We start from the raw sequence: 24,744 nt of genomic DNA on the forward strand, positions 1-24,744 counted from the left end.
CAGTTCATCGCGTTTGTCATAGGCCAGGCGCCGCGTCAGGTCGCCTTCGCCGCTGGCGATGTCTTCAAGCATGCGCGCAACGTCCAGGATCGGCCGGGTCACGCTGCGGGCCATCAACCACACCAGGATCAGGCCGATCACCGCCGCGAGCAGGCCCAGGCTCAGTTCCAGCAGGGTGCCACGGCTGTTGTGCGCGTCCATCTGCGCCTTGAGGATTTCGGCGGGGCCTACCAGGACTTTTTCCGGTACTTCAAGCAACACCCCCCACGGTTTGCCGCCGGGGATCGGCGCAAACGGCGCCAGTACCTTCAGCTGATGCTCGGTGCGCAGGCTGCTGATGCCCGTGCTGCCGGCCAGCGCACCGATCAGCTGCGCGCCGCTGTTGCGGTCGACCTGGTCCAGGCGCTGGCTGAGTTTGCCGGCGTCCGCGCTGTGGCCGGCGAGCAAGCCGGTGGGGCTGAGGATGCTGACCTGGGTCTGGCCGTCGTACAGCTTGTGGCTGGCCTGCTGGCTCACGGCCTGCAGACTGTTGAGGTTGATGTCCACCGACAGCGACGCGATGACCTTACCGTTGACCATCAGCGGGAACACGATGCTGGTCATCAGCACGTTCTGCCCGTTGATCACATAAAAATAGGGTTCGATCACGCACGGCTTGAGGGTGGTGCGCGGGCAGGTGAACCAGGCGTTGGCCTTTTCACCGCTGGGGCCGACGGCGGTGTCGGTCATGTCACTTTCCGGCAGCGCCATCGAGGTCAACTGGCCGGGCGTCGGCTGCGACCAGTACAGGGCAAAGCGGCCCTTGTCGTTGCTGCCCAGCTCGGCTTGGCTCGCGAACAGTTCGTCCTTGCCGTCCAGCGCATTGGCTTCGAATACCAGCGAAAGGCCCAGCAGGTCCGGGTTGGCCTGCAACGCGGCCTTGACCTGGCGGGTCAGGTCTTCGCGGGTGTCGAAGGCGTCCAGAAAGCGTTTTTCGGCCTGTTCGCGCAAGAACAGTACCTGGCGGGCAAAGCCATGACCATATTGGTAGGCGTCCATGAACTGCCGGCGAATCCCCAGCGCCTGCACCTCACCCTGGGCTTCGATACGCGCCTGGGCGGCTTCGTCGAGCATTTGCATGCTGGACGCTTTGACCTGCTCGGAATTCTGCGCCATGCGGTACAGCGACAACCCCACCAGCAGGCTCACGATTCCCAGCAGGCAGAGGCCGGCGAGCAGGGTGATTTTCCATTGAATGGAGAGTTGTCTAAGCGACATCGGACATCCTTACCTGAAAACACGAAGAGCCTGTTTATCGGCGGCTCTGACGGTTTCTTTATTCAAACGATCAATTTAAATCTGCCGGGAGCGCCCGTGCCTTCGCATCGGTTTTTGACATGCGGCCGCGCCTGCTGCAAAGTGCCCGCCCTCTAATAAGACCTCCTTGAAGCCTGCACGCCGGCCGCCCTCCCAATGGGCCGCCGGGGCGCGGGCATGCCTGTTTTTCTGTTTCTGCTTGAGGTAACCATGATTAACGCAGTCATCGCCGCGGTCGGCACCATGCTGGTGCTCAGCCTGTCCCGCGTGCATGTGGTCATCGCCATCATCGTCGGCGCGGTGGTGGGCGGTCTCACCGGCGGCCTGGGCATCGAGGCCACCCTCAGCGCTTTCAACGGCGGCTTGGGCGGCGGCGCGACGGTGGCGTTGTCCTACGCCTTGCTCGGTGCGTTCGCGGTGGCAATCGCCAAGTCCGGCCTGGCCCATGCTCTGGCGGACAAGGCGCTGCTGCTGGTGGACCGTCAGGAGGCCACTGGCGGCAGTCACGTCAAATGGTTGCTGATCGGCCTGCTGTGGGTGGTGGCGATTGCGTCGCAGAACATCCTGCCGATCCACATTGCGTTTATCCCGCTGCTGGTGCCGCCACTGTTGTACGTGTTGACCAAGCTGCAGCTGGACCGCCGCTTGATCGCCTGTGTGATGACCTTCGGTCTGATCACGCCGTACATGTTCCTGCCGGTGGGCTTCGGCAATATCTTTCTCAACCAGATCCTGCTGGGCAACGTAGCCAAGAGTGGGGTGGATATCAGCCAGGTCAACGTGACCCACGCCATGAGTCTGCCGGCGCTGGGCATGGTGGTCGGCCTGCTGGTCGCGGTATTTATCAGCTACCGCAAAAAACGCGTGTACGACCTGGAAAAAATCGAGCGGGTCGAGCAGGTGGCGGTGCAGTACAACCCGCTGACCCTGCTGGTGGCCGGTGTGGCGATTGCCTCGGCGTTTATCATTCAGTTGTGGCTGGACTCGATGATCATCGGCGCACTGGCCGGGTTCCTGATTTTCTCGGCTTCGGGCATCGTGCGCTGGCGCGAGACCGACGACCTGTTCACCGAAGGCATGAAGATGATGGCCATGATCGGCTTCATCATGATCGCCGCCTCCGGGTTCGCCGAAGTGCTCAAGGCCACCGGCGATGTGCGTTCGCTGGTGGAAACGTCGGCTGCGTTCATCGGCCACAGCCGTGGGGTCGGTGCGCTGTTGATGTTGCTGGTGGGGCTGCTGGTGACCATGGGCATCGGCTCGTCGTTTTCCACGGTGCCGATCCTGGCCGCCATCTTCGTGCCGCTGTGCGTGCAACTGGGCTTCAGCCCAATGGCCATCGTGTGCATCGTCGGCACGGCGGGGGCGTTGGGGGATGCCGGTTCGCCCGCGTCGGATTCCACCCTCGGCCCGACCTCCGGCCTGAATATCGACGGCCAGCACCACCACATCTGGGACACCGTGGTTCCCACGTTCCTGCACTACAACATCCCGTTGCTGGCGTTTGGCTGGCTGGCGGCGATGACTCTTTGACCCTGTCACTGTAGGAACGGGCGCGCTCGCTCCTACAGATAGTTTTCCATCGGCCGATACGCTCTCAAGTCGCCCAATAAGAGAGAAAAGCCATGCGTCTGAGCCTGAAGGCCAAAGTCCTGTCCCTTGCCGTCGTGCCGGTGTTGCTGTTCGCGGTGGTCATCAGCCTCACCACGGTGTGGATCCTCCAGGGCCAGGCGCGCAGTGAGGTGGATGAAACCCGCCAGCGCCTGCTCAATAACGCCAAAGCCACCCTGCAAAGTTATGTGGAAGTGGCCATGAGTACCATCAAGCCGCTCTACGATGCCGCCGCGCCCGGCGATACGGCGGCGCGGGCCGAGGTGGTCAGGCTGCTGTCCAACACCAGCTATGGCAAGGACGGTTATTTCTTCGGCTACGACTCCGAAACCATCCGCCTGTTCAAAGGCAACAGCCCCGACGGCGTGGGCAAGAGCTTCAAGGACAACCGCGACCCCAACGGCGTCTATGTCAATCGCGACCTGGTCAAGGTCGGCAAGGACGGCAGCCATTACCTGCAATACAGCTCGACCCAGCCGGGGCAGACCGAACTGGTGCCCAAGCTCGGCTACACCGAGTACCTGCCCAAGTGGGACATGGTCATCGGCACCTCGGTCAACCTCGACGGCATCGAAGCCCAGGTGGCGGTGGTCGAGGCCAAGGTCGAGAAGCGCATGGAAGGCGTGCTGCTGAGCATCCTCGGCGTGGCGGTGGTGGTGTTGCTGGTGATTGCCGCCGTGGGCATGGTGCTGGCCAATACGATTCTGCGCCCGCTGCATTTGATGAAAGCCAACCTCGACGATATCGCCGCAGGCGAGGGCGACCTGACCCGACGCCTGGCCATCACCAGCCAGGACGAACTGGGCGAGTTGGCCGGCGCGTTCAATCGGTTTGTCGACAAGATCCACGGCCTGGTGCGCCAGATCACTGAAATGACCGCGCAGCTCACCGGTCTGGTCAGTCAGGTGTCCGACCAGGCCCAGCGTTCGGAGCAGGCCATGGAGCGTCAGCGTCACGAGACAGATCAGGTTGCCACCGCCATCAATCAAATGTCGTCCGCCGCCCAGGAAGTGGCGCGCAGTGCTCAGGGCGCCTCGGTGGCCGCGCAGCAGACCGACGCCGAAGGTCAGGCGGCCAAACGCGTGGTAGACGGCAGCATCGTGCAGATCCACGCGTTGGTGAACGATATCCGCAGCAGCGGCGTGTCCCTCGACAGCCTGCAACAGGACGTGACGTCGATTGTCAGCGTGTTGAGCGTCATCCGCTCGATCGCCGAGCAGACCAACCTGCTGGCCCTCAACGCTGCCATCGAAGCCGCGCGGGCCGGGGAGGCCGGCCGTGGTTTCGCGGTGGTGGCCGACGAAGTGCGCGCCCTGGCCAGCCGCACCCAGACCAGCACCCAGGAAATCCAGGGCATGATCGACCGCCTGCAAACCGGCACCGAGGCGGCCGTGCAAGCCATGCGCCGCTCCAGCGACGCCGGCGACGGCACCTCGGCCCAGGCCAACCAGGCCGGCGCATCGCTGGATACCATGGCCCAGTTGATCGCCACCATCAATTCAATGAACGCCCAGATCGCCAGCGCCGCCGAAGAACAGACCGCCGTGGCCGAAGAGATCAACCGCAGCGTGCATCAGATTGCCTCGGCGGTGGACAGCGTGGCCGATGAGACCCAACGGGGCGCCCAGACTTCGCGCAGTCTGGCGGAGCTGGGCCAACGCCTGGGGCAACTGGTCGGCCAGTTCAGGATCTGATCAGACGTCGCGCATCAACAAGCCAAAGCGCAGGTCCATCTCAACGGGCAGCGGTAGATACACCGTATGCCCGTCCCCCGGCGCCACGTCGATGGCTTCGTCCTTGGCGTTGCGCAGGCCGGCCAGATCGAAGTGAAAATTGCCGGTGGGCGTCATCAATTCCAGGTGATTGCCCACGGCGAAGCGGTTCTTCACCTTGACCTCGGCCAATTCGCCCCGGCGCTCGCCGGTCAGCTCACCGACAAACTGCTGGCGCTCGGAGACCGAGCTGCCGTTCTGGTAGTTCTGGTATTCGTCGTGGACGTGGCGGCGCAGGAAACCTTCGGTGTAGCCGCGCTGGGCCAGGGACTCGAGGTCCGTCATCAGGTTGCGGTCGAACGCGCGACCGGCCACCGCATCGTCGATGGCGCGGCGATACACCTGGGTGGTGCGCGCGCAGTAGAAGTGCGACTTGGTGCGGCCTTCGATCTTCAGCGAGTGCACGCCCATATGGGCCAGGCGCTCCACGTGCTGCACGGCGCGCAGGTCCTTGGCGTTCATGATGTAGGTGCCGTGTTCGTCCTCGAAGGCGGGCATCTGTTCGTCGGGGCGGTTGGCTTCCTGCAACAGGAACACCTGATCGGTGGGCGCGCCGATACCCAGGGTCGGTTCCGGCGCGTATTGCTGGACGATCTCGCCGTTGGCGTTTTCCACCGCCGGGGTGGCCTGGTATTTCCAGCGGCAGGCGTTGGTGCAGGTGCCCTGGTTGGCGTCGCGCTTGTTCATATAGCCCGAGAGCAGACAGCGCCCGGAATACGCCATGCACAAGGCGCCGTGTACAAACACTTCCAGCTCCATGGCCGGCACGTGCTCGCGGATTTCGCCGATCTCTTCCAGTGACAATTCCCGCGACAGGATCACCCGGCAGATCCCTTGCTGCTGCCAGAACTCGACACTGGCCCAGTTCACCGTATTGGCCTGCACCGACAGATGAATCGGCATCTGCGGGAAGTGCCGGCGCACCAGCATGATCAGTCCCGGATCGGACATGATCAGCGCATCCGGGCCCATGGCGATCACCGGCGCCAGGTCCTTGAGAAAGGTTTTGAGCTTGGCGTTGTGCGGCGCAATGTTCACCACCACATAAAAGCGCTTGCCCTGGGCGTGCGCTTCCTGGATGCCCAGGGCCAGGTTGGCGTGGTCGAACTCGTTATTGCGCACCCGCAGGCTGTAGCGCGGTTGCCCGGCGTACACCGCATCGGCGCCGTAGGCAAAGGCGTAGCGCATGTTTTTCAGGGTGCCGGCGGGGGCGAGCAGTTCGGGGGCGATAACAGTGGGCATGGCGTAGGGTCGCAAAAAGGCGCGAGGGTAGTGCAGGGCGGATGAGGGCTTATTGACCCAGGTCATTTTTGTATCGCTGTGTATCTCCAGGCGCTGTGGATACGTACCGAGGGGCGCGCGGCGATTTTCGACACAGGCGCGATACCTGCGGCGCTTTTAATCGGTTCCAACGAGGCACACCGCCTCGCTTCGACCCGAACTGGAGCCTATCGCCATGAACCACAGCAAAGCCCTCTACGCCGCTTGCCTGTTCGCCGCCCTCAACCTCTGCACGCTGTCGGCGCGCGCGCAAGCCAGTGCCAACGAGCAGACCTACACCTACGGCACGCATCTGGACATCCGCAAAGTGCTGTCGATCACCGAAGACGCCGGGCCGTCCTGCGGCGTGGTGGGCGCGCGGATGACCTACCTCGACTCGCACGGCACCGCACAGGTTCTGAACTACCAGAAAGTGTCCGACACCTGCATCGGCGACAACTGAGTTCGCCACGCGCGACCCGAGGTGAACATCATGCTATTGATCGCATTCCTGGGCGGCGTCCTGACCGTCCTCAGTCCTTGTATCCTGCCGGTGGTGCCGTTTCTGTTCGCCGGTGTCGACCGCACCCGCCGCTCAATCCTGCTGACCCTCGGCGGCATGGCGCTGACCTTTGCGCTGATCGCCAGCCTGGCGGTGGTCAGCAGCGAGTGGGTGGTACGCGCCAACGCCACCGGACGGCAGGTGGCGTTGATCGTGATGGTGCTGTTTGCGCTGTCGTTGATCAGCGCGCGGATCGGTGGCTGGCTGGCGCGCCCGTTCGTGCTGCTGGGTAACCGCATCGCTCCCGACGGCCGCGCGCTGTCGGGGCCGCTCAAGTCACTGCTGATCGGCATCGCCACGGGCCTGTTGTGGGCGCCGTGCGCCGGGCCGATCCTCGGGGTGATCCTCACCGGTGCGATGCTGCAGGGCGCCAATGCGCAGACCAGCCTGTTGCTGCTGGCCTATGGCATGGGCAGCGCTCTGTCCCTGGGCACATTGATCTTCGCCGGGCGCGGCCTGGTGAACCGGCTCAAGGCGTCGATTCCGCTGACCGGTTGGCTGCGTCGGGGCGCCGGGGTGGCGGTATTGGCGGCGGCGGCGGTGATTTCCACTGGTGCCGACCGAACCCTGCTGGCTGGTACCTCGTCCGAGGTCGTCAGCCGCCTGGAGAGCGGGGTGCTGGAAAACGTGCCCAAGGTGGCGGATTACCTGGTCAGCAAGGTCAAGGCGGCGCCGCTGGCCGCGAACGACCAGGGTGCGATGCCGTCGCTGTCCGGTGCCGTTGAATGGCTCAACTCGCCGCCGCTGACCCCGCAGGCGCTCAAAGGCAAAGTGGTGCTGGTGGATTTCTGGACGTATGACTGCATCAACTGCCAGCACACCCTGCCGTATGTCAAAGCATGGGCTGAGAAGTACGCCAAGGATGGATTGGTGGTGATCGGCGTGCACACCCCGGAATACGGGTACGAGCGCATCATCGACAACGTCAAGGCCCAGGTGCACAGATTGGGCATCACCTACCCGGTGGCCATCGACAATAACTACGCGATCTGGCGCAATTTCGACAATCAGTATTGGCCTGCCCATTACCTGATCGATGCCAAGGGGCGCATACGCGGCAGCCACTTCGGCGAAGGTCGCTACGAGGCCCAGGAGCGGATGATCCGGGCACTGTTGGACGAGGCCAAGGCAGACGATTCGCACCCGTGAACAGGGCGGTTTACCGGTGTGCGATAAATAAGGGCACTCCCAGGTTTCGCAGCGGACTAAGCAACAGGGCCTACACAGGCCCGTTGCTTTTCTGACATGGACCGGACATGAACCAAACCACCCTGCAATTCAAAACCCTGTTGTTACTGCTGGTCCTGGTGACCGTCGCCTTTATCTGGATATTGCTGCCGTTTTACGGCGCGGTGTTCTGGGCGGTGATCCTCGGCATCATCTTCGCGCCCATGCAGCGCCGCGTGCAGCTCAAGTTTGGCTGGAACCGCAATCTCACGTCCCTGACCACCTTGGCCGCATGCCTGGTCATCGCGATTTTGCCGGTGATTATTACCAGTGCGTTGCTGGTACAGGAGGGCGCCACGCTGTACAAGAACATCGAAAGCGGCAAGCTGGATGTGGCCGGCTACATCGAACAGTTCAAGAACTTCCTGCCGCCGTATTTCCAGCACCTGCTGGATCGCTTTGGCATGGGCAACCTGGAAGGGCTGCGCGAGAAAATCGTCAAGAGCGCGATGCAGGGCAGTCAGTTCTTTGCCACCCAGGCGTTCAGTTTCGGCCAGGGCACGTTTGATTTCCTGGTGAGCTTTTTCATCATGCTGTATCTGCTGTTTTTCTTTTTGCGCGATGGCCCGGAGCTGGTGCGCAAGGTGCGCACGGCGGTGCCGTTGGCCGAACCGCAAAAGCGTCGCCTGCAGCTCAAGTTCAACCGCGTGGTGCGCGCCACGGTCAAGGGCAACGTGCTGGTGGCGGTGACCCAGGGCGCGTTGGGCGGGTTGATTTTCTGGTTTCTGGATATCCCCAGCGCGTTGCTCTGGGCGGTGCTGATGGCGTTCCTGTCTCTGTTGCCGGCGGTGGGCGCGGGCATCGTGTGGGGGCCGGTGGCGGCGTATTTCCTGCTGAGCGGGGCGATCTGGCAGGGCGTAGTGCTGGGCCTGTTCGGCGTATTCGTGATCGGCCTGGTAGACAACGTGCTGCGCCCGATCCTGGTGGGCAAGGACACCAAGATGCCCGACTACCTGATCCTGATCTCGACCCTGGGCGGCTTGTCGGTGTTCGGCCTGAACGGGTTTGTGATCGGGCCGCTGGTGGCGGCGCTGTTCATGTCCAGTTGGGCGCTGTTTGTCGAGAGCAAGCCGCGGGTCAAGTTGCCGTTGCCGTAAACCGGCCGCTTCACGCTTGCAATTGGTAGGTGGTGGCTTGCAACTGGTGTTCGGCGGCTTTCAACGAGGTGAGCGGGCCGGTAATGGGCTCGCCTTCGCGTACCAGGTACCAGCAAGCCAGCACACCCGAGGCGCGCAGAGGGGCGGGGACGGCACTGCCGATGACGGACATGATCTGAACACTGGGCATAAGGACCTCCAATCGTGGTAGGGGTCACCTTACGGGCCATGGCGGCTGAGGAAAAATCAACTGGCTCGATAGTCAACATCGATGCCAGGCGTCAGTCCACCACTTGATCGAGCATGCTCACCACTTCCTGCTCGTTGAGCAGACCCTTGCGCACCAGGTTTTCCGCGAGCAGGGCAAGGAACTTCGCGCTGCGGTGGCCTTCGAGGTGCTTGAGTTCGGTCAGGGCGCTGTACACCTTGCTGGAGGTGCAGAGGCCGGCGGTGCGGTGCGGGTTTTGCGTGGGCATGGTCAATCGTCCTTATTGTTATTGGGTGGACAGGCTCGATAGTGAGAGGGTTGTGTGACGCAAACATGACAGCGCGAGCCCCGTCCGGGCAAGTAGACATTGGTGTCAATCATGTGTGAATACGCGCCCGGCATTGTCCCCATAGCGACCTTGAAGCGATAAAACCGGACGTCGTCGCAAAAAAAAGGCCCCGCGTAACCGCGAGGCCTGATTCAGGCTGGACGATGCATTATTACCAGCCGTGACGGTAGTAGCCATGGGGCGGGCCATAGTAGTAGCCACGCGGTGGGCCGTAATAAACCGGTGCCGGGCGGTAATACACCTGCTGTTGTACATAAACCGGTGGCGGCGGCGCGTAGTAAACCGGCGGCGGTGCGGCGTAGACAGGCTGGGGCTGCACATACACCGGTTGCTGCACATAGACTTCACGGGGTTGGCTGGCAACCACGGAGCCCACCACGGCGGCGCCGACCAACGCACCCAAGGCGGCCGGACCAGCCCATCCACCACCGTGGGCGGAAGCTTGGCCTGCCATAGCGAGTGCACCCACCAGCAGGGCGATCTTGGGGATTGTACGAATCATGGTCATTCCTCGGTTAGCCCCAGCGCTCGTGTCCTGCCTTCAATGGACTCAAGTCATGTCGCGGGGATACTTTTAAGACAACGTATTTCAAAAAAACAGCACGGCCGCTAGGTAAAGGTTGTGTAAGGTCTGTACCGATTTGCTTACTCAAAGGAGTTTTCCATGCAGATGCACCCCAACAAGGACACCCAGCTGTGCATGTCACTGTCGGCGCGCCCCGGTAATTTCGGCTTGCGATTTCATAACCATCTGTACGAACAGTTGGGTCTGAATTTCTACTATAAGGCCTTCAGCAGCCAGGATTTGCCCGGCGCGATCAGCGGCATTCGGGCGCTGGGCATCCGCGGATGCGGTGTGTCCATGCCATTCAAGGAGGCGGCCATTGCCTTGGTGGACGAACTCGACGATTCGGTTCAAGCCATTGATTCGTTGAACACCATCGTCAACACCAACGGCCATCTCAAGGCTTACAACACCGACTACATCGCCGTCGAACAACTGCTGAAAAAGCACGCGGTTCCACAGGATTCGACCTTCGCCCTGCGCGGCAGCGGCGGCATGGCCAAGGCCGTGGCGAGTGCTTTGCGTGACGGTGGCTATGCCAACGGTGTGATCGTGGCACGTAATGAGAGGGCGGGGCGAGCACTGGCCCATCACCTGGGGTATGCCTGGCAGGCAGATATGGCCGACCTTCGCCCGGACATGCTGATCAACGTTACCCCCATCGGCATGGCTGGCGGCGCTGAGGCGGATGCGTTGGCGTTTGACGCAGACATTGTCGAGACTGCGCGGACTGTCTTCGATGTGGTGGCGATTCCAGCCGAAACACCCTTGATCGTGCACGCACGAAGCCAAGGCAAACAGGTGATTACCGGGTTGGAGGTGATCGCCATTCAGGCGCTGGAACAGTTCGTGCTCTATACCGGTGTGCGGCCTACCCAGGAACAGTTCGAAAAAGCCGTGGCGTTTGCCCGTCTCTAAAGCTCGATCAGGCGATGAGGGTATTGACCGACTCACCGCCATCAGGAACCACCCCCCGACTCAACTTTTACGGGGTCAAGCCTGTTCCAACTGCGCCAAGCGTTCTTCCAGCGCGGCGATTCGCGCTTCCAGCTCTTCCATACGTTCGGCTGACACCCCGGCGGCGCCACGCTCCACCGGGGTGCCGCGCGCGGAGATAATCGCTTCGATATCCGCCGGATCACCCAGCGCATGGGTGTAACGGTCTTCCCGCTGCCCCGCCTGGCGCGGCACCAGTACCGCCAGCCCGCGCGCGATGAGGCGTTCGAGCTGGTGCACGACCTGTTCGGCGTCCTCGAAATCGTGCATGCGCCCGCTGCGGGTCAGCAACTCACTCACCGTCTGCGGGCCGCGCAGGAACAGCAGCCCGATCAGAATCACCTGGGCCGGCACCAGTTCCAGCGCCTTGTCCACCCGGTGCTCCCAGCGGTCGGCACGGCTGCCCATCACCAGGCGGGTAAAACCCTGGCCTTCCAGCGCACGCAGGCTCTGGCCCACCTGACCCTGGCTGAGGTTCATCACCGGTTCGCGGCTGGTTTTCTGGTTGCAGGCCAGTACCAGGGCGTTAAGGGTCAGCGGGTAGGTTTCCGGGTTGGTCGCCTGTTTCTCGATCAGGCAGCCCAGGACGCGTATTTCCGTGCTGTTCAGGCGCGGCTCGGGGGTATCGGTGTCGTGCTCGGCGGTCATCGCGCGTTCCCTATGCAGTGAAGGCCATTAGCCTATCCCTGAAAAAATAAAAGACAAGCAGCGGGCATGGCTATAATCGCCGCTGGTTGCAACCCTGCCATTACCGATGAGACTGCCATGACTATTTCCCTGTACGCCGCCTCCGTCCCTGTGTTCAAGCAAATGCTCAACGCCCTGAGCGATGTGCTGAACAAGGCCGAAGCCCACGCCGCTGCCAAGAACATCGAGCCCAATGCCTTGCTGCAGGCGCGTCTGTTTCCCGATATGTTCCCACTGGTGCGCCAGGTGCAGATCGCCGTTGACTTCGCCAAGGGCGTTTCCGCGCGCCTGGCCGAGATCGAAGTGCCTAAATATGACGACAGCGAAGTGACCTTCGCCGACCTGCAGGCGCTGATCGCCAAGGTGCTGGCCTTTATCGACACCCTCAAGCCCGAGCAGATCGACGGCAAGGAAGGCATCGAAATCGTCACCCGCCCAGGTACACCTAAAGAGAAGCGCTTCAGCGGCCAGTCCTACCTGCTGACCTACGGCCTGCCGCAGTTCTTCTTCCACGTCACCACCGCGTACGCGTTGCTGCGTCACAACGGTGTGGAAGTGGGCAAGCGCGATTACATGGGCGCCTTCTAAGCCCAAGGGTCAAAAAAAGCAGCCCGGTGCCGTTCCTCGTTGAACGGCACCGGGCTTTTTAATGGGCGGCCGTTGTGAATCCTGCGTCTTGTCGCTAAAAGTCACACAGGCGTGTGAACCAGAGCTTGCTGCAGCGGCACTCACGAGGCGATGAGGCATATGCCCCGTCCCCCTGTTCCCTTGAGTGCATGAGAGGCCTAGATGATCACAACGCCCAACCCGTCGACTATTGAATCGCGTTTTTTTCCGTCGGGCATGTCCTCGCCCGTGCTGGACAGTCAGGACGCCTCTTCAGCTTTACCCGCCCCGATCACCCGACCCCGGCGAGAGGTGTCCGACGCCACGACAGCGGTGGGTCAAACCCTGTCCCCTGAAGCCGACGAAGCACGCGCTGAACAAGCGAAGAGCGCCGAAAAAACTGCCGCGGGCAATCGACGTGATCTCGATAAGCTATTGAATTCGTTACAACTATTGTACATAAGGGCGCCTAAGGTCTTGGATGGAGAGGCGGCCAGGCATGCCCACCGCTACCCGGGGTGGCGATCTTACGACCGTGCCGAAGGGTTTATTAACTATCTGGACCGGCAATGGATCCAGCTGGACCCTGATTCGGACTTTCAACTCGATGGTGAGCCAAAGGCCGGGCAGAGGGTAAAGCTTTTAGACTTCATCGACGGCCTTGGCTGGGAACGACCTACCACGATGTTCGAGGTACAGAATATGGCCATGGCCGTGTTTCGCCTGCTTCGGGCATCGCCCCCGCCGCCATTCGGTGACCTGGGGGGTGGGTTGTCCTGGCCGATTCCTCTCGATCAAACCACTCAGCAGGCCATTTACAAGGCTTCTTGCTCAGAAGCCGAGGGTCTGTATAAAACCGGTGGGCTGCCATCGTCGAATAACGCCGCTGTGCAGATGCTTCAACGCTATCACTGGTCGGATGCCGATCTGAAAGACCCGCGTGCCGCGCTGTTGAAAATGATAAACACACCGGCCGCGCAAGCTGCAGGCGAGCAGATGCGCGCCCGGTTCGACGGGGCAGGCAGTGCTGAGGACTGGCTGCTCACATTGCTTCAGGTGGGCGCCAATGGCCATTCGGTGATGCGCCCAAACGAAAAAAATAAGCTGGCCGGCTACGATCTGTCGCAGCGCGACAACTGGGGCAAACCCCTGTCGTCGGTGGTGAAGGGCCTCACTGACCATCTGGCGGCGACCTACGGCCGAAACGCCCCGGTGGTTGCACACTTGTTGTTGTCGCACCACGCCCCGGAATTGCTGGTCAAGGACGTGCCGGATACGGTGACGTATGGTTCGCCGGCATGGGTCGGCCTCAAGACTATCGTAGCCAAGGCCAATTTCCATACGCCGGGGGCGGCGGCAGGCCAGACTTACAAGCTGTTGGTCGAGAACGACCTCGAACCTGTTTCCAACGCCGAAAAAGACGTTGAAGCGTTGGCGGGGCGGGAGGGGTTGATCCATTGGGCCGTGGCGGACGGTGCCATCGAAAAACGCGATGACAACAATTATACGGACGAAGAGCTCGAAAAGGCCCGCGCGCGCTCCAGCGAACGCTTCGACACCCTGAAAAAAGCCTCGGACGCGCAGCGCGCTCCCTTGGTGCCCCTCAAGGAAAAGGCGCTCGAGATCCTCAAAGAGCGTTTTTCGGGGACATTCGGTCATGTCGATTTTGAAGCCAAGGTACTGATGCCCACCCAGAATCATCAGGACTTGCGAGGCCCTTATTCAATTCTGGACATTTACATGAGCCCCCAAAAGCATGTCCGCTGGTATTCCACCGACCCGGCCGTGCCCTTTGACGATATGTTCGAAACATTCCGGCGCATTCCCCCGATTAACCAGGATTTTGAAAAAAACATCACCGATTATCAGGACGCCCTTACGAACGCCCTGGGCGTCACCGTCAAGCACTTAATGTCGCTGTTGCCTGCGCAAGATAGAGAGGCCTTGGAGTATGGCGAGCTGAGCGTCTATGCAGAGGAAACCACCACTCGCAGCAGTCAGTACTCGGGAAGGCATCGAGGCCCCGTTACGACGGTCGCGGCGCAACCCGCCGATAGCCGTTCGTTATTGTTCAAGACGAAGTACGGGGCAGCCACGACGGTCTATGAGATTAACCCTCAGCAGGGTTTTATCCGTAAACGGCCCGATTTGTCGGATGACCTGAAGCCTGGCCTGCAAGGTGAATGGTCGAGCCCCTCGAGGTCGCGTGTCGGGCTTTCGGTCAAGACAACGCACACTCGCCCTTCGATTCGTGAAGTGGTGGCGGACAGCACCGAGGAACAGCAGAAGCGAAGTGCAAGGGTTAAGGCTCCTGGGGCGCTGCAAACCTTCACGTCTGCAAGGACCCAGTACATTGCCGATACGGTGTTGAACAATATTTTCAAACCGGGGGAGCGCGAGGCGTTCGCCAAGAACGCCAGGGGCATCACCACCTTCGATACCGAAGTCACTGTGTTTGAAGAGATACAGGCGGTGACCCGTACCTTGGTACCTTTTGCATCAGCCATTGATAGGTTTCAAAAGGGCAAGGTGGGCGAGGGGCTTGGGTTCCTGGCGCTTGATGTGTTGGGTTTTGTGGCGGGAGGCGTGTTCGCGGGCGTTAAAATCGCGAAGCTGGGCCCTGGGTTGGCGGGCAGGGCGGGCGGCATCGTGACACGGGCGGTGATCAGCGCTGCCAACCCGTTTGCCGGAGGAAAAGCCATCGTTTCCAGAAGCCTGCCTTGGTGGCAATCGGCATGGGGTAAAGGCACCTCCGCCTGGCGCGCCGTTTCGGCGAATCGTGGCGTGGACCGGGCCCACCGGGATACAACGGAGGGGCTCAGCACCGGCACGTACACCATTCCCGGTGGTAACTCAGCGCGGATCACGGCTCAACTGGATGACGTTACCGGGAAATGGTACGGCTATGATCGAACAACTCGTACGCGGTTTGGGGTACCGCTTGTAGGCTTCAGTCCTGATAGCGCCAGTGCCTGATTCTTTCCAGGCCGACGCCGGACTGCCGCCCTGGGACGGACCTTGAACAGACCGCCCCGGGGATAGTTGATGGACGGCAGGTCGGTTATCTTTGTTTGTCCAGACACGCAGCCGCGGTGAACAGCACATCGGTGGACGAATTCAGCGCGGTCTCCGCCGAATCCTGCAGCACACCGATGATGAAACCTACGGCCACCACCTGCATGGCGATCTCACTCGGAATGCCGAACAGGCTGCACGCCAGGGGAATCAGCAACAAAGAACCGCCGGCCACGCCCGAGGCGCCGCAGGCGCAAATAGCCGCGACCACACTGAGCAACACGGCGGTCGGCAGGTCGACACTGATGCCCAGGGTGTGCACGGCGGCCAGGGTCAGCACGGTGATGGTAATCGCGGCGCCGGCCATGTTGATGGTGGCGCCCAGCGGGATCGACACCGAGTAGGTGTCTTCATGCAGGCCCAGCCGCTCGCTCAACGCGAGGTTGACCGGGATGTTCGCCGCCGAGCTGCGGGTGAAGAATGCGGTGATGCCGCTTTCGCGCAGGCACAGCAGCACCAGCGGATACGGATTGCGCCGCAGCTTCCAGAACACGATGGCCGGGTTGATCACCAGCGCCACAAACAGCATGCAGCCGATCAGCACCATCAGCAGGTGCGCGTAGCCGAGCAGGGCACCGAAACCGGAGGTGGCCAGGGTCGAGGCCACCAGGCCGAAGATACCCAGCGGGGCGAAGCGAATCACCACGCGCACGATCAACGTCACGCCGTTGGAGAGGTCATCGAGCACGGTGCGGGTGGTTTCGCCGGCATGCCGGATGGCCACGCCCATGCCGATGGCCCAGGCCAGGATGCCGATGAAGTTGGCGTTCATCAGCGCACTCACCGGGTTGTCCACCACGCTCAACAGCAGGCTTTGCAGCACTTCGCCGATGCCGCCGGGTGCGCTCACGGTGGCGTCATGGGTGGCGAGCACCAACGATGACGGGAACCACATGCTGGCAATCACCGCGACCACGGCAGCAGCAAACGTGCCCAGCAAATACAGGAACAGGATCGGCTTGATATGGGTTTCCTGGCCGTGCTTGTGGTTGGCAATCGAGGCCATCACCAGCACAAACACCAGGATCGGCGCCACGGCCTTGAGCGCAGTCACAAACACTTTGCCGATAAACCCGGTGGCTTTGGCCGCCTCCGGCAGCAGCAAAGCCAGGAGAATGCCGGCGATCAAACCGATGACGATTTGCGTGACCAGGCTGACGCGGGTCAGGCGTTGAAGAAGGGAAGGGGCAGCAGTCATAAGCAGGTTGTCTCTGGTTTTTTTTAAGTGCGCAGCCCAGCGATCAGAAAGGGCTGTAGGAAGCAGGTCGCGGAGTCTAGCATGCCGTGGCCCGCGCTCCGGCGGCTGTGGCATCGGGTCGCCGGGGTTCGCCTGGGCCGTCAGGGCAGGGCGGTAAACAATTCGCGCCGTGCGCCTTCGGTAATCGCCACGATGCCGGGGTGCTTGACCTTGCGCTCCACCGAGATGGCGTAGAACGACTCGGTGACTGCGTCGGTCTGGCCAATCAACGCTACGCCGTACTGGCGCACCACCTCGTCGGCAATCACGCTGGGGGCGATGAAAATCCCGCTGCCGGACTGACCAAACGCCTGCATCAAGGCGCTGTCGTCGAACTCGCCGATGATCTTCGGCTGGATCTGCTGCTCGGCGAACCAGCGCTGCAAGCGGCTGCGGACCACGGTTTCCGCGCCGGGGATGAGCAGCGGTGCGCCGTGCAGGCAGTGTGGGAATGTTCCGGCGTGCCGATCGGCCAATTCCTGGGTGGCGAAGAAACTGATGCCGCATTCTCCCAGTTTCTGGCTGTAGCCTTTGATATCCAGATGCGTGGGCATGGGGCTGTCGGAAATCACCAGATCCAGGCGCTGGATCGCCAGGTCCGCCAGCAGCCGTTCGAGTTTGTCCTCGCGGCAAGTAATGCGCAGCGGCTCGCTCAATTCCATGGTGGGTGCGATCAGCCGGTAGACGATGGACTTGGGCACCACATCCGCCACCCCGACGCGGAACACAATCTGCTGCTCCTTGGGCTGCGCGCGCAGCATGGCCTCCAGTTCATTGCCGGTCTGAAACATCTGCTCGGCGTAGGGCAACGCCTGGCGGCCGGCCTCGGTCAGTTCGAGCTGACGGCCGACCCGCTGAAACAGCGCGATACCGAAGGTTTGCTCGAGCAGGCTGAGCTGGCCGCTGATGGTCTGCGGCGTCAGGTTCAGCTGCTCGCAGGCGCGCACGATGCTGCCGGTCTTGGCCACAACCCAGAAGTAGTGCAGTTGTCGGTAATTGAGCATGGTCAGCCGTCACTTCGTAAAAGTCGAAGTATATGCCAGAAAAATACGAATTTTCCTGAACTGTTCGTCTGCATAGAATGCGTCGCTATCGCGGGGCCACTAGTAGAGCCTCAATGTTCTAACGAGGGATACAGCATGACACTCAAATCTTTCGGCGCGGCCTCGTTGCTTGCGCTTTCATTGGTGGTCAGCGGTTGTGATCAGGTCGAAAAAAGCGCGCAGCAAGTGATCGGCAAGGCCTCGGAATCGGCCAAGCAGGCAATTGATGACACCCAGAAAGCCGCTGAGCAGGCGCTGAGTGAAGCCACCCAAGGCCTGATCACCCCTCGCCAGAAGGACGATCAGGCCGATAAAGAGGCTGAATCGAACAATCAAGAAACTTAATTCTCCAGCACACCACCAGGACTGACCTATGGATTACCTTGTACAACTGGCCGCCAGCCCCACCGCGTGGATTGCCCTGGCGACTCTGATCGTGATGGAAATCGTGCTGGGCATCGATAACCTGATCTTTATTTCGATCCTCACCAATAAATTGCCGGAAAAACACCGGGCCAAGGCGCGGCGCATCGGCATCAGCATGGCGCTGGTCCTGCGCCTGGGCCTATTGAGCACCATCGCCTTCATCGTGCAGCTCACCGCGCCGGTGTTCGAAGTATTCGGCCAGGCGTTCTCCTGGAAGGACATGATCCTGATCGCCGGTGGCCTGTTCCTCGTGTGGAAGGCCACCACCGAGATCCATCACAGCATGGACCCTGAGCCCGAAGAGAAAGAGAGCACCAGTAACGCCGTGAGCATCGGCTTTGCCGCGGCCATCGGGCAGATCCTGTTGCTGGACCTGGTGTTTTCCATCGACAGCATCATCACGGCCGTGGGCATGACCGAGCACTTGCCGATCATGATCATTGCCGTGGTGACCTCGGTGATTGTGATGCTGGTCGCGGCCGAACCGCTGGCCAAGTTCATCAACGACAACCCGACCGTGGTGATGCTGGCCCTGGGCTTCCTGATCATGATCGGCATGACCCTGATCGCCGAAGGCTTTGGCGCCCATGTGCCCAAAGGCTACGTGTACGCGGCCATGGCATTCTCGGCGGCCATTGAGTGCCTGAACATCGCCCGGCGCAACCGCCACAAGCGTTTGCTCGCCGCGCGCCGGTAAACCCTGAAACAAACCGGCCGGCTGCGCTCATAAGAGCCCAGCCGGCCTTTTGCTGTCTGCTAGAATCGGCGCACTTGATAGCTTGAGGTCCAGCATGAACGAGCCGATTCGCCTTACCCAGTACAGCCACGGCGCGGGTTGTGGCTGCAAGATTTCGCCCCAGGTTTTGGAAGTGATCCTCGCCGGCAGCGGCGCACAGAACCTCGACCCCAACCTGTGGGTGGGCAATGCCTCGCGGGACGACGCGGCGGTGTATGCCATCGACGACGAGCGCGGCGTGGTCTCCACTACCGACTTTTTCATGCCGATCGTCGACGATCCCTTCGATTTCGGCCGGATTGCCGCCACAAACGCCATCAGCGACATCTACGCCATGGGCGGCGATCCATTGATGGCCATTGCGATCCTGGGCTGGCCGGTAAATGTGCTGGCACCGGAAGTGGCCCGTGAAGTCATCCGCGGCGGCCGCTCGGTGTGCGATGCTGCGGGCATCCCCCTGGCGGGCGGGCATTCGATTGACGCGCCGGAGCCTATTTTCGGCCTGGCCGTGACCGGTATCGTGCAAAAGCGCCATATGAAGCGCAACGATACCGCCACCGCCGGCTGCAAGCTCTACCTGACCAAACCCCTGGGCATCGGCATCCTCACCACGGCCGAGAAGAAGGGCAAGTTGCGCGAGGCCGACATTGGCCTGGCTCGCGACTGGATGTGTACCCTCAACAAGCCCGGCAGTCGCTTCGGTAAATTGGCCGGCGTCACGGCCATGACCGATGTCACCGGTTTCGGTCTGCTGGGGCATCTGGTGGAAATGGCGGACGGCAGCGGCCTGACGGCACGCATCGAATACGCCAAGGTCCCACGCCTGCCGGGGATTGAGGACTACCTTGAGCAGGGCTGTATGCCCGGCGGCACTTTGCGCAATTTCGACAGCTATGCCAGCAAGCTCGGACGTCTGCAGGAATTGCACAAGCGCGTGCTGTGCGACCCGCAGACCAGCGGCGGCCTGCTGATCGCGGTCACCCCTGAAGGCGACGCCCAATTCCACGCCGTGGCCGCTGAACTGGGCCTGAGCCTGGCGCCCATCGGTGAACTGGTCGAGCGACAGACCCACGCGGTAGAGGTGGCTTGATGGCAACTGACGTCACCGACTATCGCAGCATTTTCCTCAACGACCGGCCGATGATGGATACCCGTGCGCCGGTCGAGTTCGTCAAAGGCGCCTTCCCCGGCGTGGTCAACCTGCCGCTGATGACCGATGACGAACGCCAGCGTGTCGGCACCTGCTACAAGCAGCAGGGCCAGCAGGCCTCCATTGTCCTGGGGCATGAACTGGTGTCCGGGGCGATCAAGGCCGAGCGCATCGAACGCTGGGCACAGTTCGCCCAGGCTCACCCTGATGGCTATCTGTATTGCTTTCGTGGCGGGCTGCGCTCGCAGATCGTGCAGCAGTGGCTCAAGACGGAGGCCGGTATCGACTACCCCCGCGTCGGCGGCGGCTACAAGGCCATGCGCACGTTTTTGCTCGATACCCTGGAACACGCCACCCAACAGTGTGATTTCGTGCTGCTTGGCGGCATGACCGGCACCGGCAAGACCGAAGTCCTCGGCCACTTGCGCAATGCCCTGGACCTGGAGGGCCACGCCAACCATCGCGGTTCCAGCTTCGGCAAGCGCGCCACGGCGCAACCGTCCAATATCGACTTCGAAAACCGCCTGGCCGTGGACCTGCTGAAAAAACGCGCGGCCGGCATCGAGCAGTTTGTGGTCGAGGACGAAAGCCGCATGATCGGCAGCTGCGCGCTGCCATTGCCATTGCACAAAGGCATGCAGACGTTTCCGATGGTGTGGCTGGAAGACAGCCTTGAAGGGCGCGTCGAACGCATCCTGCGCGATTACGTGGTCGACCTGTGTGCCGAGTTCATCGCCACGTTTGGCGAACAGGGCCAGGCGTTGTTCGGCGAGCGGCTGACCCAGAGCCTGGCCAATATCCACAAACGCCTGGGCGGCGAACGGTTCCAACGCTTGCAGGTGATCCTGCAGGACGCCCTGGCCGAACAGGCGCGCAGCGGCGCCGTGGACCTGCACCGGGGCTGGATCGAAGGCCTGCTGCGTGAGTACTACGACCCGATGTACGCTTTCCAGCGCGAAAGCAAAGGCGCCCGCATCGAGTTCGCGGGCGAGCAGGGCGCCGTGGTGGAGTATTTGCGCGAGCGGCGTACGCGGCGCGAGTGAGGGCGATACCGGGGCCTATCGCGCTGCGTTGCCTGTGGCAGGGGGCTTGCCCCCGATAGCGCCCTCAGCCCCCCGCCGCGTGTTTAAAGCACCACCACCGCAATCAACCCGCACACCACGCCCATCAGCATGGTCAGCCCGGCTACCGTCACCAGCACCCGCGCGTCGAAATCCTTGCGTAGCATCAGCAGCGACGGCAGGCTCACGCTCGGCAACGTCATCAACAAGGCCACGGCCGGGCCGGTGCCCATGCCCAGGGTCATCATGGTTTGTACGATAGGGATCTCGGCCGCCGTAGGAATCACGAACAATGTGCCGACGATCGCCAGCGGCACCAGCCACACCAGGCTGTTGGCCATGGCCCCGTCCACATGAGGGAACAGCCATACCCGCGCGGCACCGAGGATCAGCACAGCCAGGATGTACACCGGAATGGTGCTCCAGAACAACTGCCACAACGTCCGCATCCAGCGGCTGAAAAAGGGTTGGGCTTCGACCTGGCTCACATCGGCCACCGCTTCCAGCGCGGCGTCCGGCACCTGATCGGGGCGGGCGATGCGCTGGGCTACCAGCGACACGCCCACCACCAGCACAATACCCGCCACCAGGCGCAGCGCGGTAAACCCCCAGCCCAGCACAAAGCCCATGAACACCAGGGTCGCCGGGTTCAGCACCGGGTTGGCAATCCAGAACGCCAGCGCCGCGCCCACCGACACTTGTTGCCGGCGCATGCTCGCCGCCACGGGCGCCGCGCAGCAGCTGCACATCATTCCCGGCAAGGCAAACAGACCGCCGCGTACGGTTGAGCCCAACCCGGCCCGACCGAACAGGCGCAGCAACCAGTCACGCGGGATCAGCACCTGCAGCAGCGAGCCGAGAATCACCGCCAGCACGGCGGCTTTCCAGATCGCCAGGAAATACACCTGGGCGTAGGCCAGCGCCGCCGCCAGGGGCGAGCTTTGCTGATCATTGAGAATCGAGGCGCCGATGCTGTGGTTGTCGGCGGCCACAAACGCCTTCACATAGTAGGGCGACCACTTTACGTAGTAGAGGCCGACACAGGCCACCAGCAGGAACAGCGCCGGTTTCCACCAGAACGACCAGCCCCGGACGGGCTGGGTGGAGAGAAGGTTGGACATGGGGATGATCCGCAGATGAGACGATAGCCGCGCATCATACGCTGTCAGCTGTCGGCGCTCACCTGTGTCGGTTCCGGGCAAGTCTGATCGCCGTCGTTCAGGCCCTGCTGGTAGTTGCGGCTCAACAGCGAAGCCTTGCCGTTGTGCCAGGTCAGCGTCAGCACGTAGAGAGTGTCGTAGTCGCTGCCGGACCAATCGTCGGTGATGGTGTGTTTCTCGCCCGACGCCTCACTCGCCACCTTGTTGATCAACTCCGGCAGATAGCCATGGGACCAGGCGGTGTAGATGGTGGCGTTGTGGTATTTGTCTTCGACCAACTCATCGGCCAGGTCGCTGGTGTCATTGGCCGAGAAGTTGATGTTGACCGGCAGGCCGAGCTTGATGGCGCTGGGGCTGATGGTCATCAGGGGACGAATGTAGCTGTAGGAATTGTCCCGCTCGCCTTCCTCGACATTGCGCGTTGGGTTGGGAGCGAACACAAAATTGGCCGGGCCGAATTTTTCCGGCAACACGGTAGCCAGGTTCATCGCGCGGTTCAAACCCTGGCAGTTGAGTTGGCCCAGGCCGCCGGCAGGTTTTTCGCCATGGCGCAGGAACACCAGGGTCTGTACGCCATCCACCGGCTGGGCGCGACTTTGCGGCGCATCGAGGATGGCTAACGTTGCGCCGCTGACCAGCAGCAGCGGCAACATCATGTAGGAATAGCGTTTGAGTCGTTGCACAAGGCGTAAAGGCTTGATCGTCATCAGTAGGTTCGAGTCTTCATGCGTCGCGTTAAGGCGGACAAGCCTGGCCCCAGTGACGCCGTTTGCGTCCTGCGGTGTTCCCTGTCGATATAGCCAGGTGCCTCCATTCACCGTGTGAGCGCTTTTAAGAGTGCAGCGGGGCGCATTGGTTCTCCTCGGCGGGATAATAGCCAGACGATGTTGCGCATTGATGACCCATGCACGACTGCGCGGGGATGACTATCATGGGGGCTTTCCGTCCCTGGGGCCGTCCCGATGAATGCACTTGCCGCTTTCCCGATCAACAGCAAATGGCCTGCCCGGCACCCTGAACGTCTGCAACTGTATTCGTTGCCTACGCCCAATGGCGTCAAAGTCTCGATCATGCTCGAAGAGCTGGGCCTGCCGTATGAAGCGCACAAGGTCAGTTTCGAGACTCAGGACCAACTGTCTCCCGAATTCCTGTCCCTGAACCCCAACAACAAGATCCCCGCGATCATCGACCCCAACGGCCCCGGCGGTCAGCCGCTGGCGTTGTTCGAGTCGGGGGCGATCCTGATTTACCTGGCGGAAAAAACCAGCCAGTTGCTCGCCGAAGACCCGGCCACCCGTTATGAAACGATTCAATGGCTGATGTTCCAGATGGGCGGCATCGGGCCGATGTTCGGTCAATTGGGGTTCTTCAACAAATTCGCCGGTAAGGACTACGAAGACAAACGCCCTCGGGACCGCTACGCCGCCGAGTCGCGGCGCCTGCTGCAGGTATTGGAGAAACGCCTGCTGGGCCGCACCTGGATCATGGGCGACGACTACAGCATCGCCGATATCGCCACCTTCCCCTGGATTCGTAACCTGATCGGCTTTTATGAATCCGGCGATCTGGTCGCAATTGCGGACTTCCCCAACGTCCTGCGTGCGCTCGACGGTTTTGTCGCCCGCCCGGCCGTGATCCGTGGCCTGAATATTCCGAGCTGATCCATGCCGACTTTCGATTTCAAACAACTGGATGTATTCAGCAGCGTATCGCTCAAGGGCAACCCGCTGGCCGTCGTCCTCGGTGCCGACAGCCTCAGCGACCCACAGATGGCCGACTTCGCCAAGTGGACGAACCTCAGTGAAACCACGTTTTTGCTGACTCCGCGCGATCCTCGTGCTGACTACCGGGTGAGGATTTTTACGACGTTGCAGGAGTTGCCCTTCGCCGGTCATCCGACCCTGGGCAGTTGCCAGGCGTGGCTCCAGGCCGGAGGCAGGCCCAGGGGCGAGGAGATTATCCAGGAGTGTGAAATCGGCCTGGTGCGTATCCGTCGCCAAGGCGCCGAGCTGGCATTTATTGCGCCGCCATTGTTACGGTCAGGCACCGTGGACGCGGCGCTGCTTGAGCGGGTACGCCTGGGGTTGGGGCTGCCGCCGGACAGCATCGTGCGCAGCCAGTGGGTCGACAATGGCGCAGGGTGGCTTGCGGTCATGCTGGCTGATCGTGACCAGGTCCTGGCGTTGCAGCCGGACTATTCACAGCTATTGGGGTTGGCCGTCGGCGTGATCGCCCCCTGCGACCCGGCGCGCGACGATGTGGACGCGCAGTTCGAGGTGCGTGCCTTTGTCGCAGGCGATGGCGCCCAGGAAGATCCGGCCACCGGCAGCCTGAATGCCGGCGTTGCACAATGGCTGCTCGGCGAAGGGCTTGCGCCGCCGTGCTACATCGTCAGTCAAGGCACTGCCATGGGGCGCGCGGGGCGCATCCGGGTTGAGCGTCAAGGCGATGAAATCTGGGTCGGCGGCGCCGTCGCCGTGTGCATCGAAGGGCGTCTACAGCTCTAGATCAATACATTATTGCGTGCCTCGCAATACACTGTTCGCCCCTTGGCGTTTGTGCTGCCGGGGCCAAGGGGCATAAGCTTTCGCCCCAAAGATTTCTGCCATTTTTTCAGGAA

22 protein-coding genes and 3 pseudogenes are annotated in these 24,744 nt (G+C 61.8%); 15 read left to right on the plus strand and 10 right to left on the minus strand.

The window, feature by feature from the left end; all coding sequences use genetic code 11:
- Positions 1-15: 15 nt before the first annotated feature.
- Positions 16-1,257, minus strand: a pseudogene (locus tag PSH94_RS26055) (chemotaxis protein); the annotation flags it as partial.
- 252 nt (positions 1,258-1,509) lie between these two features.
- On the opposite strand from PSH94_RS26055, the gene PSH94_RS09755 reads away from it, so the two are divergent.
- The 3 genes and pseudogenes from PSH94_RS09755 to PSH94_RS26065 form a co-directional block, all read left to right on the plus strand.
- Positions 1,510-2,829 (plus strand): Na+/H+ antiporter family protein, encoded by a 1,320-nt coding sequence (locus PSH94_RS09755; protein WP_305437727.1) that lies wholly within the window; start codon positions 1,510-1,512, stop codon positions 2,827-2,829.
- A 92-nt stretch (positions 2,830-2,921) separates the two neighbouring features.
- Positions 2,922-3,695: pseudogene (locus tag PSH94_RS26060) on the plus strand (cache domain-containing protein); the annotation flags it as partial.
- Between the two features lie 318 nt (positions 3,696-4,013).
- Positions 4,014-4,601 (plus strand): annotated as a pseudogene (locus PSH94_RS26065) (methyl-accepting chemotaxis protein); the annotation flags it as partial.
- Here PSH94_RS26065 and yegQ read toward each other — a convergent pair.
- Entirely contained in the window at positions 4,602-5,921 is a 1,320-nt protein-coding gene (gene yegQ / locus PSH94_RS09765; protein WP_305437286.1) for a tRNA 5-hydroxyuridine modification protein YegQ, read from the minus strand.
- Between the two features lie 214 nt (positions 5,922-6,135).
- Here yegQ and PSH94_RS09770 point away from each other — a divergent pair, with 214 nt between their 5' ends.
- From PSH94_RS09770 to PSH94_RS09780, 3 genes are all read left to right on the plus strand, one after another.
- Positions 6,136-6,402, plus strand: coding sequence for a DUF2790 domain-containing protein (locus PSH94_RS09770; protein ID WP_181081386.1), 267 nt, complete (start codon positions 6,136-6,138; stop codon positions 6,400-6,402).
- 30 nt (positions 6,403-6,432) lie between these two features.
- Positions 6,433-7,650, plus strand: a complete 1,218-nt coding sequence (locus tag PSH94_RS09775) for a cytochrome c biogenesis protein DipZ (RefSeq protein WP_305437287.1) — start codon at positions 6,433-6,435, stop codon at positions 7,648-7,650.
- 107 nt (positions 7,651-7,757) lie between these two features.
- Positions 7,758-8,825, plus strand: coding sequence for an AI-2E family transporter (locus PSH94_RS09780; RefSeq protein WP_181081388.1), 1,068 nt, complete (start codon positions 7,758-7,760; stop codon positions 8,823-8,825).
- A gap of 10 nt (positions 8,826-8,835) precedes the next feature.
- Here the strand turns inward: PSH94_RS09780 and PSH94_RS09785 are convergent, their stop codons facing one another.
- The 3 genes from PSH94_RS09785 to PSH94_RS09795 form a co-directional block, all read right to left on the minus strand.
- Entirely contained in the window at positions 8,836-9,015 is a 180-nt protein-coding gene (locus tag PSH94_RS09785) for a hypothetical protein (RefSeq protein WP_181081389.1), read from the minus strand.
- Between the two features lie 91 nt (positions 9,016-9,106).
- Complete coding sequence (locus PSH94_RS09790) at positions 9,107-9,301, minus strand: hypothetical protein (protein ID WP_003173044.1); 195 nt, start codon at positions 9,299-9,301, stop codon at positions 9,107-9,109.
- Positions 9,302-9,533: 232 nt separating this feature from the next.
- Positions 9,534-9,890: a hypothetical protein gene (locus tag PSH94_RS09795; RefSeq protein WP_181081390.1), complete on the minus strand. Its 357-nt coding sequence runs from the start codon at positions 9,888-9,890 to the stop codon at positions 9,534-9,536.
- Positions 9,891-10,046: 156 nt separating this feature from the next.
- On the opposite strand from PSH94_RS09795, the gene PSH94_RS09800 reads away from it, so the two are divergent.
- Positions 10,047-10,865, plus strand: coding sequence for a shikimate 5-dehydrogenase (locus PSH94_RS09800; protein WP_305437288.1), 819 nt, complete (start codon positions 10,047-10,049; stop codon positions 10,863-10,865).
- A gap of 75 nt (positions 10,866-10,940) precedes the next feature.
- On the opposite strand, the gene PSH94_RS09805 is transcribed toward PSH94_RS09800, so the two are convergent.
- A complete protein-coding gene (locus tag PSH94_RS09805; RefSeq protein ID WP_285429388.1) occupies positions 10,941-11,591 on the minus strand; it encodes a YceH family protein in 651 nt (216 codons plus the stop codon).
- A gap of 117 nt (positions 11,592-11,708) precedes the next feature.
- Between PSH94_RS09805 and PSH94_RS09810 the strand changes: the two genes are divergently transcribed.
- Positions 11,709-12,218, plus strand: a complete 510-nt coding sequence (locus PSH94_RS09810) for a DUF1993 family protein (RefSeq protein WP_181081393.1) — start codon at positions 11,709-11,711, stop codon at positions 12,216-12,218.
- A 201-nt stretch (positions 12,219-12,419) separates the two neighbouring features.
- Complete coding sequence (locus PSH94_RS09815; protein ID WP_305437289.1) at positions 12,420-15,212, plus strand: hypothetical protein; 2,793 nt, start codon at positions 12,420-12,422, stop codon at positions 15,210-15,212.
- Positions 15,213-15,297: 85 nt separating this feature from the next.
- Here the strand turns inward: PSH94_RS09815 and sstT are convergent, their stop codons facing one another.
- Both sstT and nhaR read right to left on the minus strand, forming a co-directional pair.
- Positions 15,298-16,509, minus strand: coding sequence for a serine/threonine transporter SstT (gene sstT, locus PSH94_RS09820; protein WP_181081395.1), 1,212 nt, complete (start codon positions 16,507-16,509; stop codon positions 15,298-15,300).
- Between the two features lie 140 nt (positions 16,510-16,649).
- Positions 16,650-17,552, minus strand: coding sequence for a transcriptional activator NhaR (gene nhaR / locus PSH94_RS09825; protein WP_181081396.1), 903 nt, complete (start codon positions 17,550-17,552; stop codon positions 16,650-16,652).
- A 135-nt stretch (positions 17,553-17,687) separates the two neighbouring features.
- On the opposite strand from nhaR, the gene PSH94_RS09830 reads away from it, so the two are divergent.
- The 4 genes from PSH94_RS09830 (at position 17,688) to mnmH (ending at position 20,946) form a co-directional block, all read left to right on the plus strand.
- On the plus strand, positions 17,688-17,936 hold the full coding sequence (locus PSH94_RS09830; protein ID WP_305437290.1) for a hypothetical protein: 249 nt from the start codon (positions 17,688-17,690) through the stop codon (positions 17,934-17,936).
- A gap of 28 nt (positions 17,937-17,964) precedes the next feature.
- Positions 17,965-18,714 carry a TerC family protein gene (locus tag PSH94_RS09835; RefSeq protein WP_181081398.1) on the plus strand — a complete coding sequence of 250 codons (750 nt, stop codon included), beginning with the start codon at positions 17,965-17,967 and terminating at the stop codon, positions 18,712-18,714.
- Between the two features lie 94 nt (positions 18,715-18,808).
- Positions 18,809-19,843 carry a selenide, water dikinase SelD gene (gene selD, locus PSH94_RS09840; RefSeq protein ID WP_181081399.1) on the plus strand — a complete coding sequence of 345 codons (1,035 nt, stop codon included), beginning with the start codon at positions 18,809-18,811 and terminating at the stop codon, positions 19,841-19,843.
- Positions 19,843-20,946 carry a tRNA 2-selenouridine(34) synthase MnmH gene (mnmH, locus tag PSH94_RS09845; protein ID WP_305437292.1) on the plus strand — a complete coding sequence of 368 codons (1,104 nt, stop codon included), beginning with the start codon at positions 19,843-19,845 and terminating at the stop codon, positions 20,944-20,946. The genes selD and mnmH overlap by 1 nt, the downstream gene beginning before the upstream one ends.
- An 83-nt stretch (positions 20,947-21,029) precedes the next feature.
- Here the strand turns inward: mnmH and PSH94_RS09850 are convergent, their stop codons facing one another.
- Positions 21,030-22,085, minus strand: coding sequence for a permease (locus PSH94_RS09850; protein ID WP_181081401.1), 1,056 nt, complete (start codon positions 22,083-22,085; stop codon positions 21,030-21,032).
- 44 nt (positions 22,086-22,129) lie between these two features.
- The gene (locus tag PSH94_RS09855; protein WP_253506436.1) at positions 22,130-22,831 is read right to left on the minus strand and encodes a histidine phosphatase family protein; all 702 of its coding nucleotides are present in this window, start codon (positions 22,829-22,831) and stop codon (positions 22,130-22,132) included.
- Positions 22,832-23,086: 255 nt separating this feature from the next.
- Here PSH94_RS09855 and PSH94_RS09860 point away from each other — a divergent pair, with 255 nt between their 5' ends.
- Positions 23,087-23,785 carry a glutathione S-transferase N-terminal domain-containing protein gene (locus PSH94_RS09860; RefSeq protein WP_181081403.1) on the plus strand — a complete coding sequence of 233 codons (699 nt, stop codon included), beginning with the start codon at positions 23,087-23,089 and terminating at the stop codon, positions 23,783-23,785.
- A 3-nt stretch (positions 23,786-23,788) separates the two neighbouring features.
- Positions 23,789-24,631, plus strand: coding sequence for a PhzF family phenazine biosynthesis protein (locus PSH94_RS09865; protein WP_181081404.1), 843 nt, complete (start codon positions 23,789-23,791; stop codon positions 24,629-24,631).
- Positions 24,632-24,744 lie beyond the last annotated feature (113 nt).

The sequence above is a fragment of the Pseudomonas sp. FP2254 genome, from assembly GCF_030687695.1.
GTDB classification, from domain to species: domain Bacteria; phylum Pseudomonadota; class Gammaproteobacteria; order Pseudomonadales; family Pseudomonadaceae; genus Aquipseudomonas; species Aquipseudomonas quebecensis.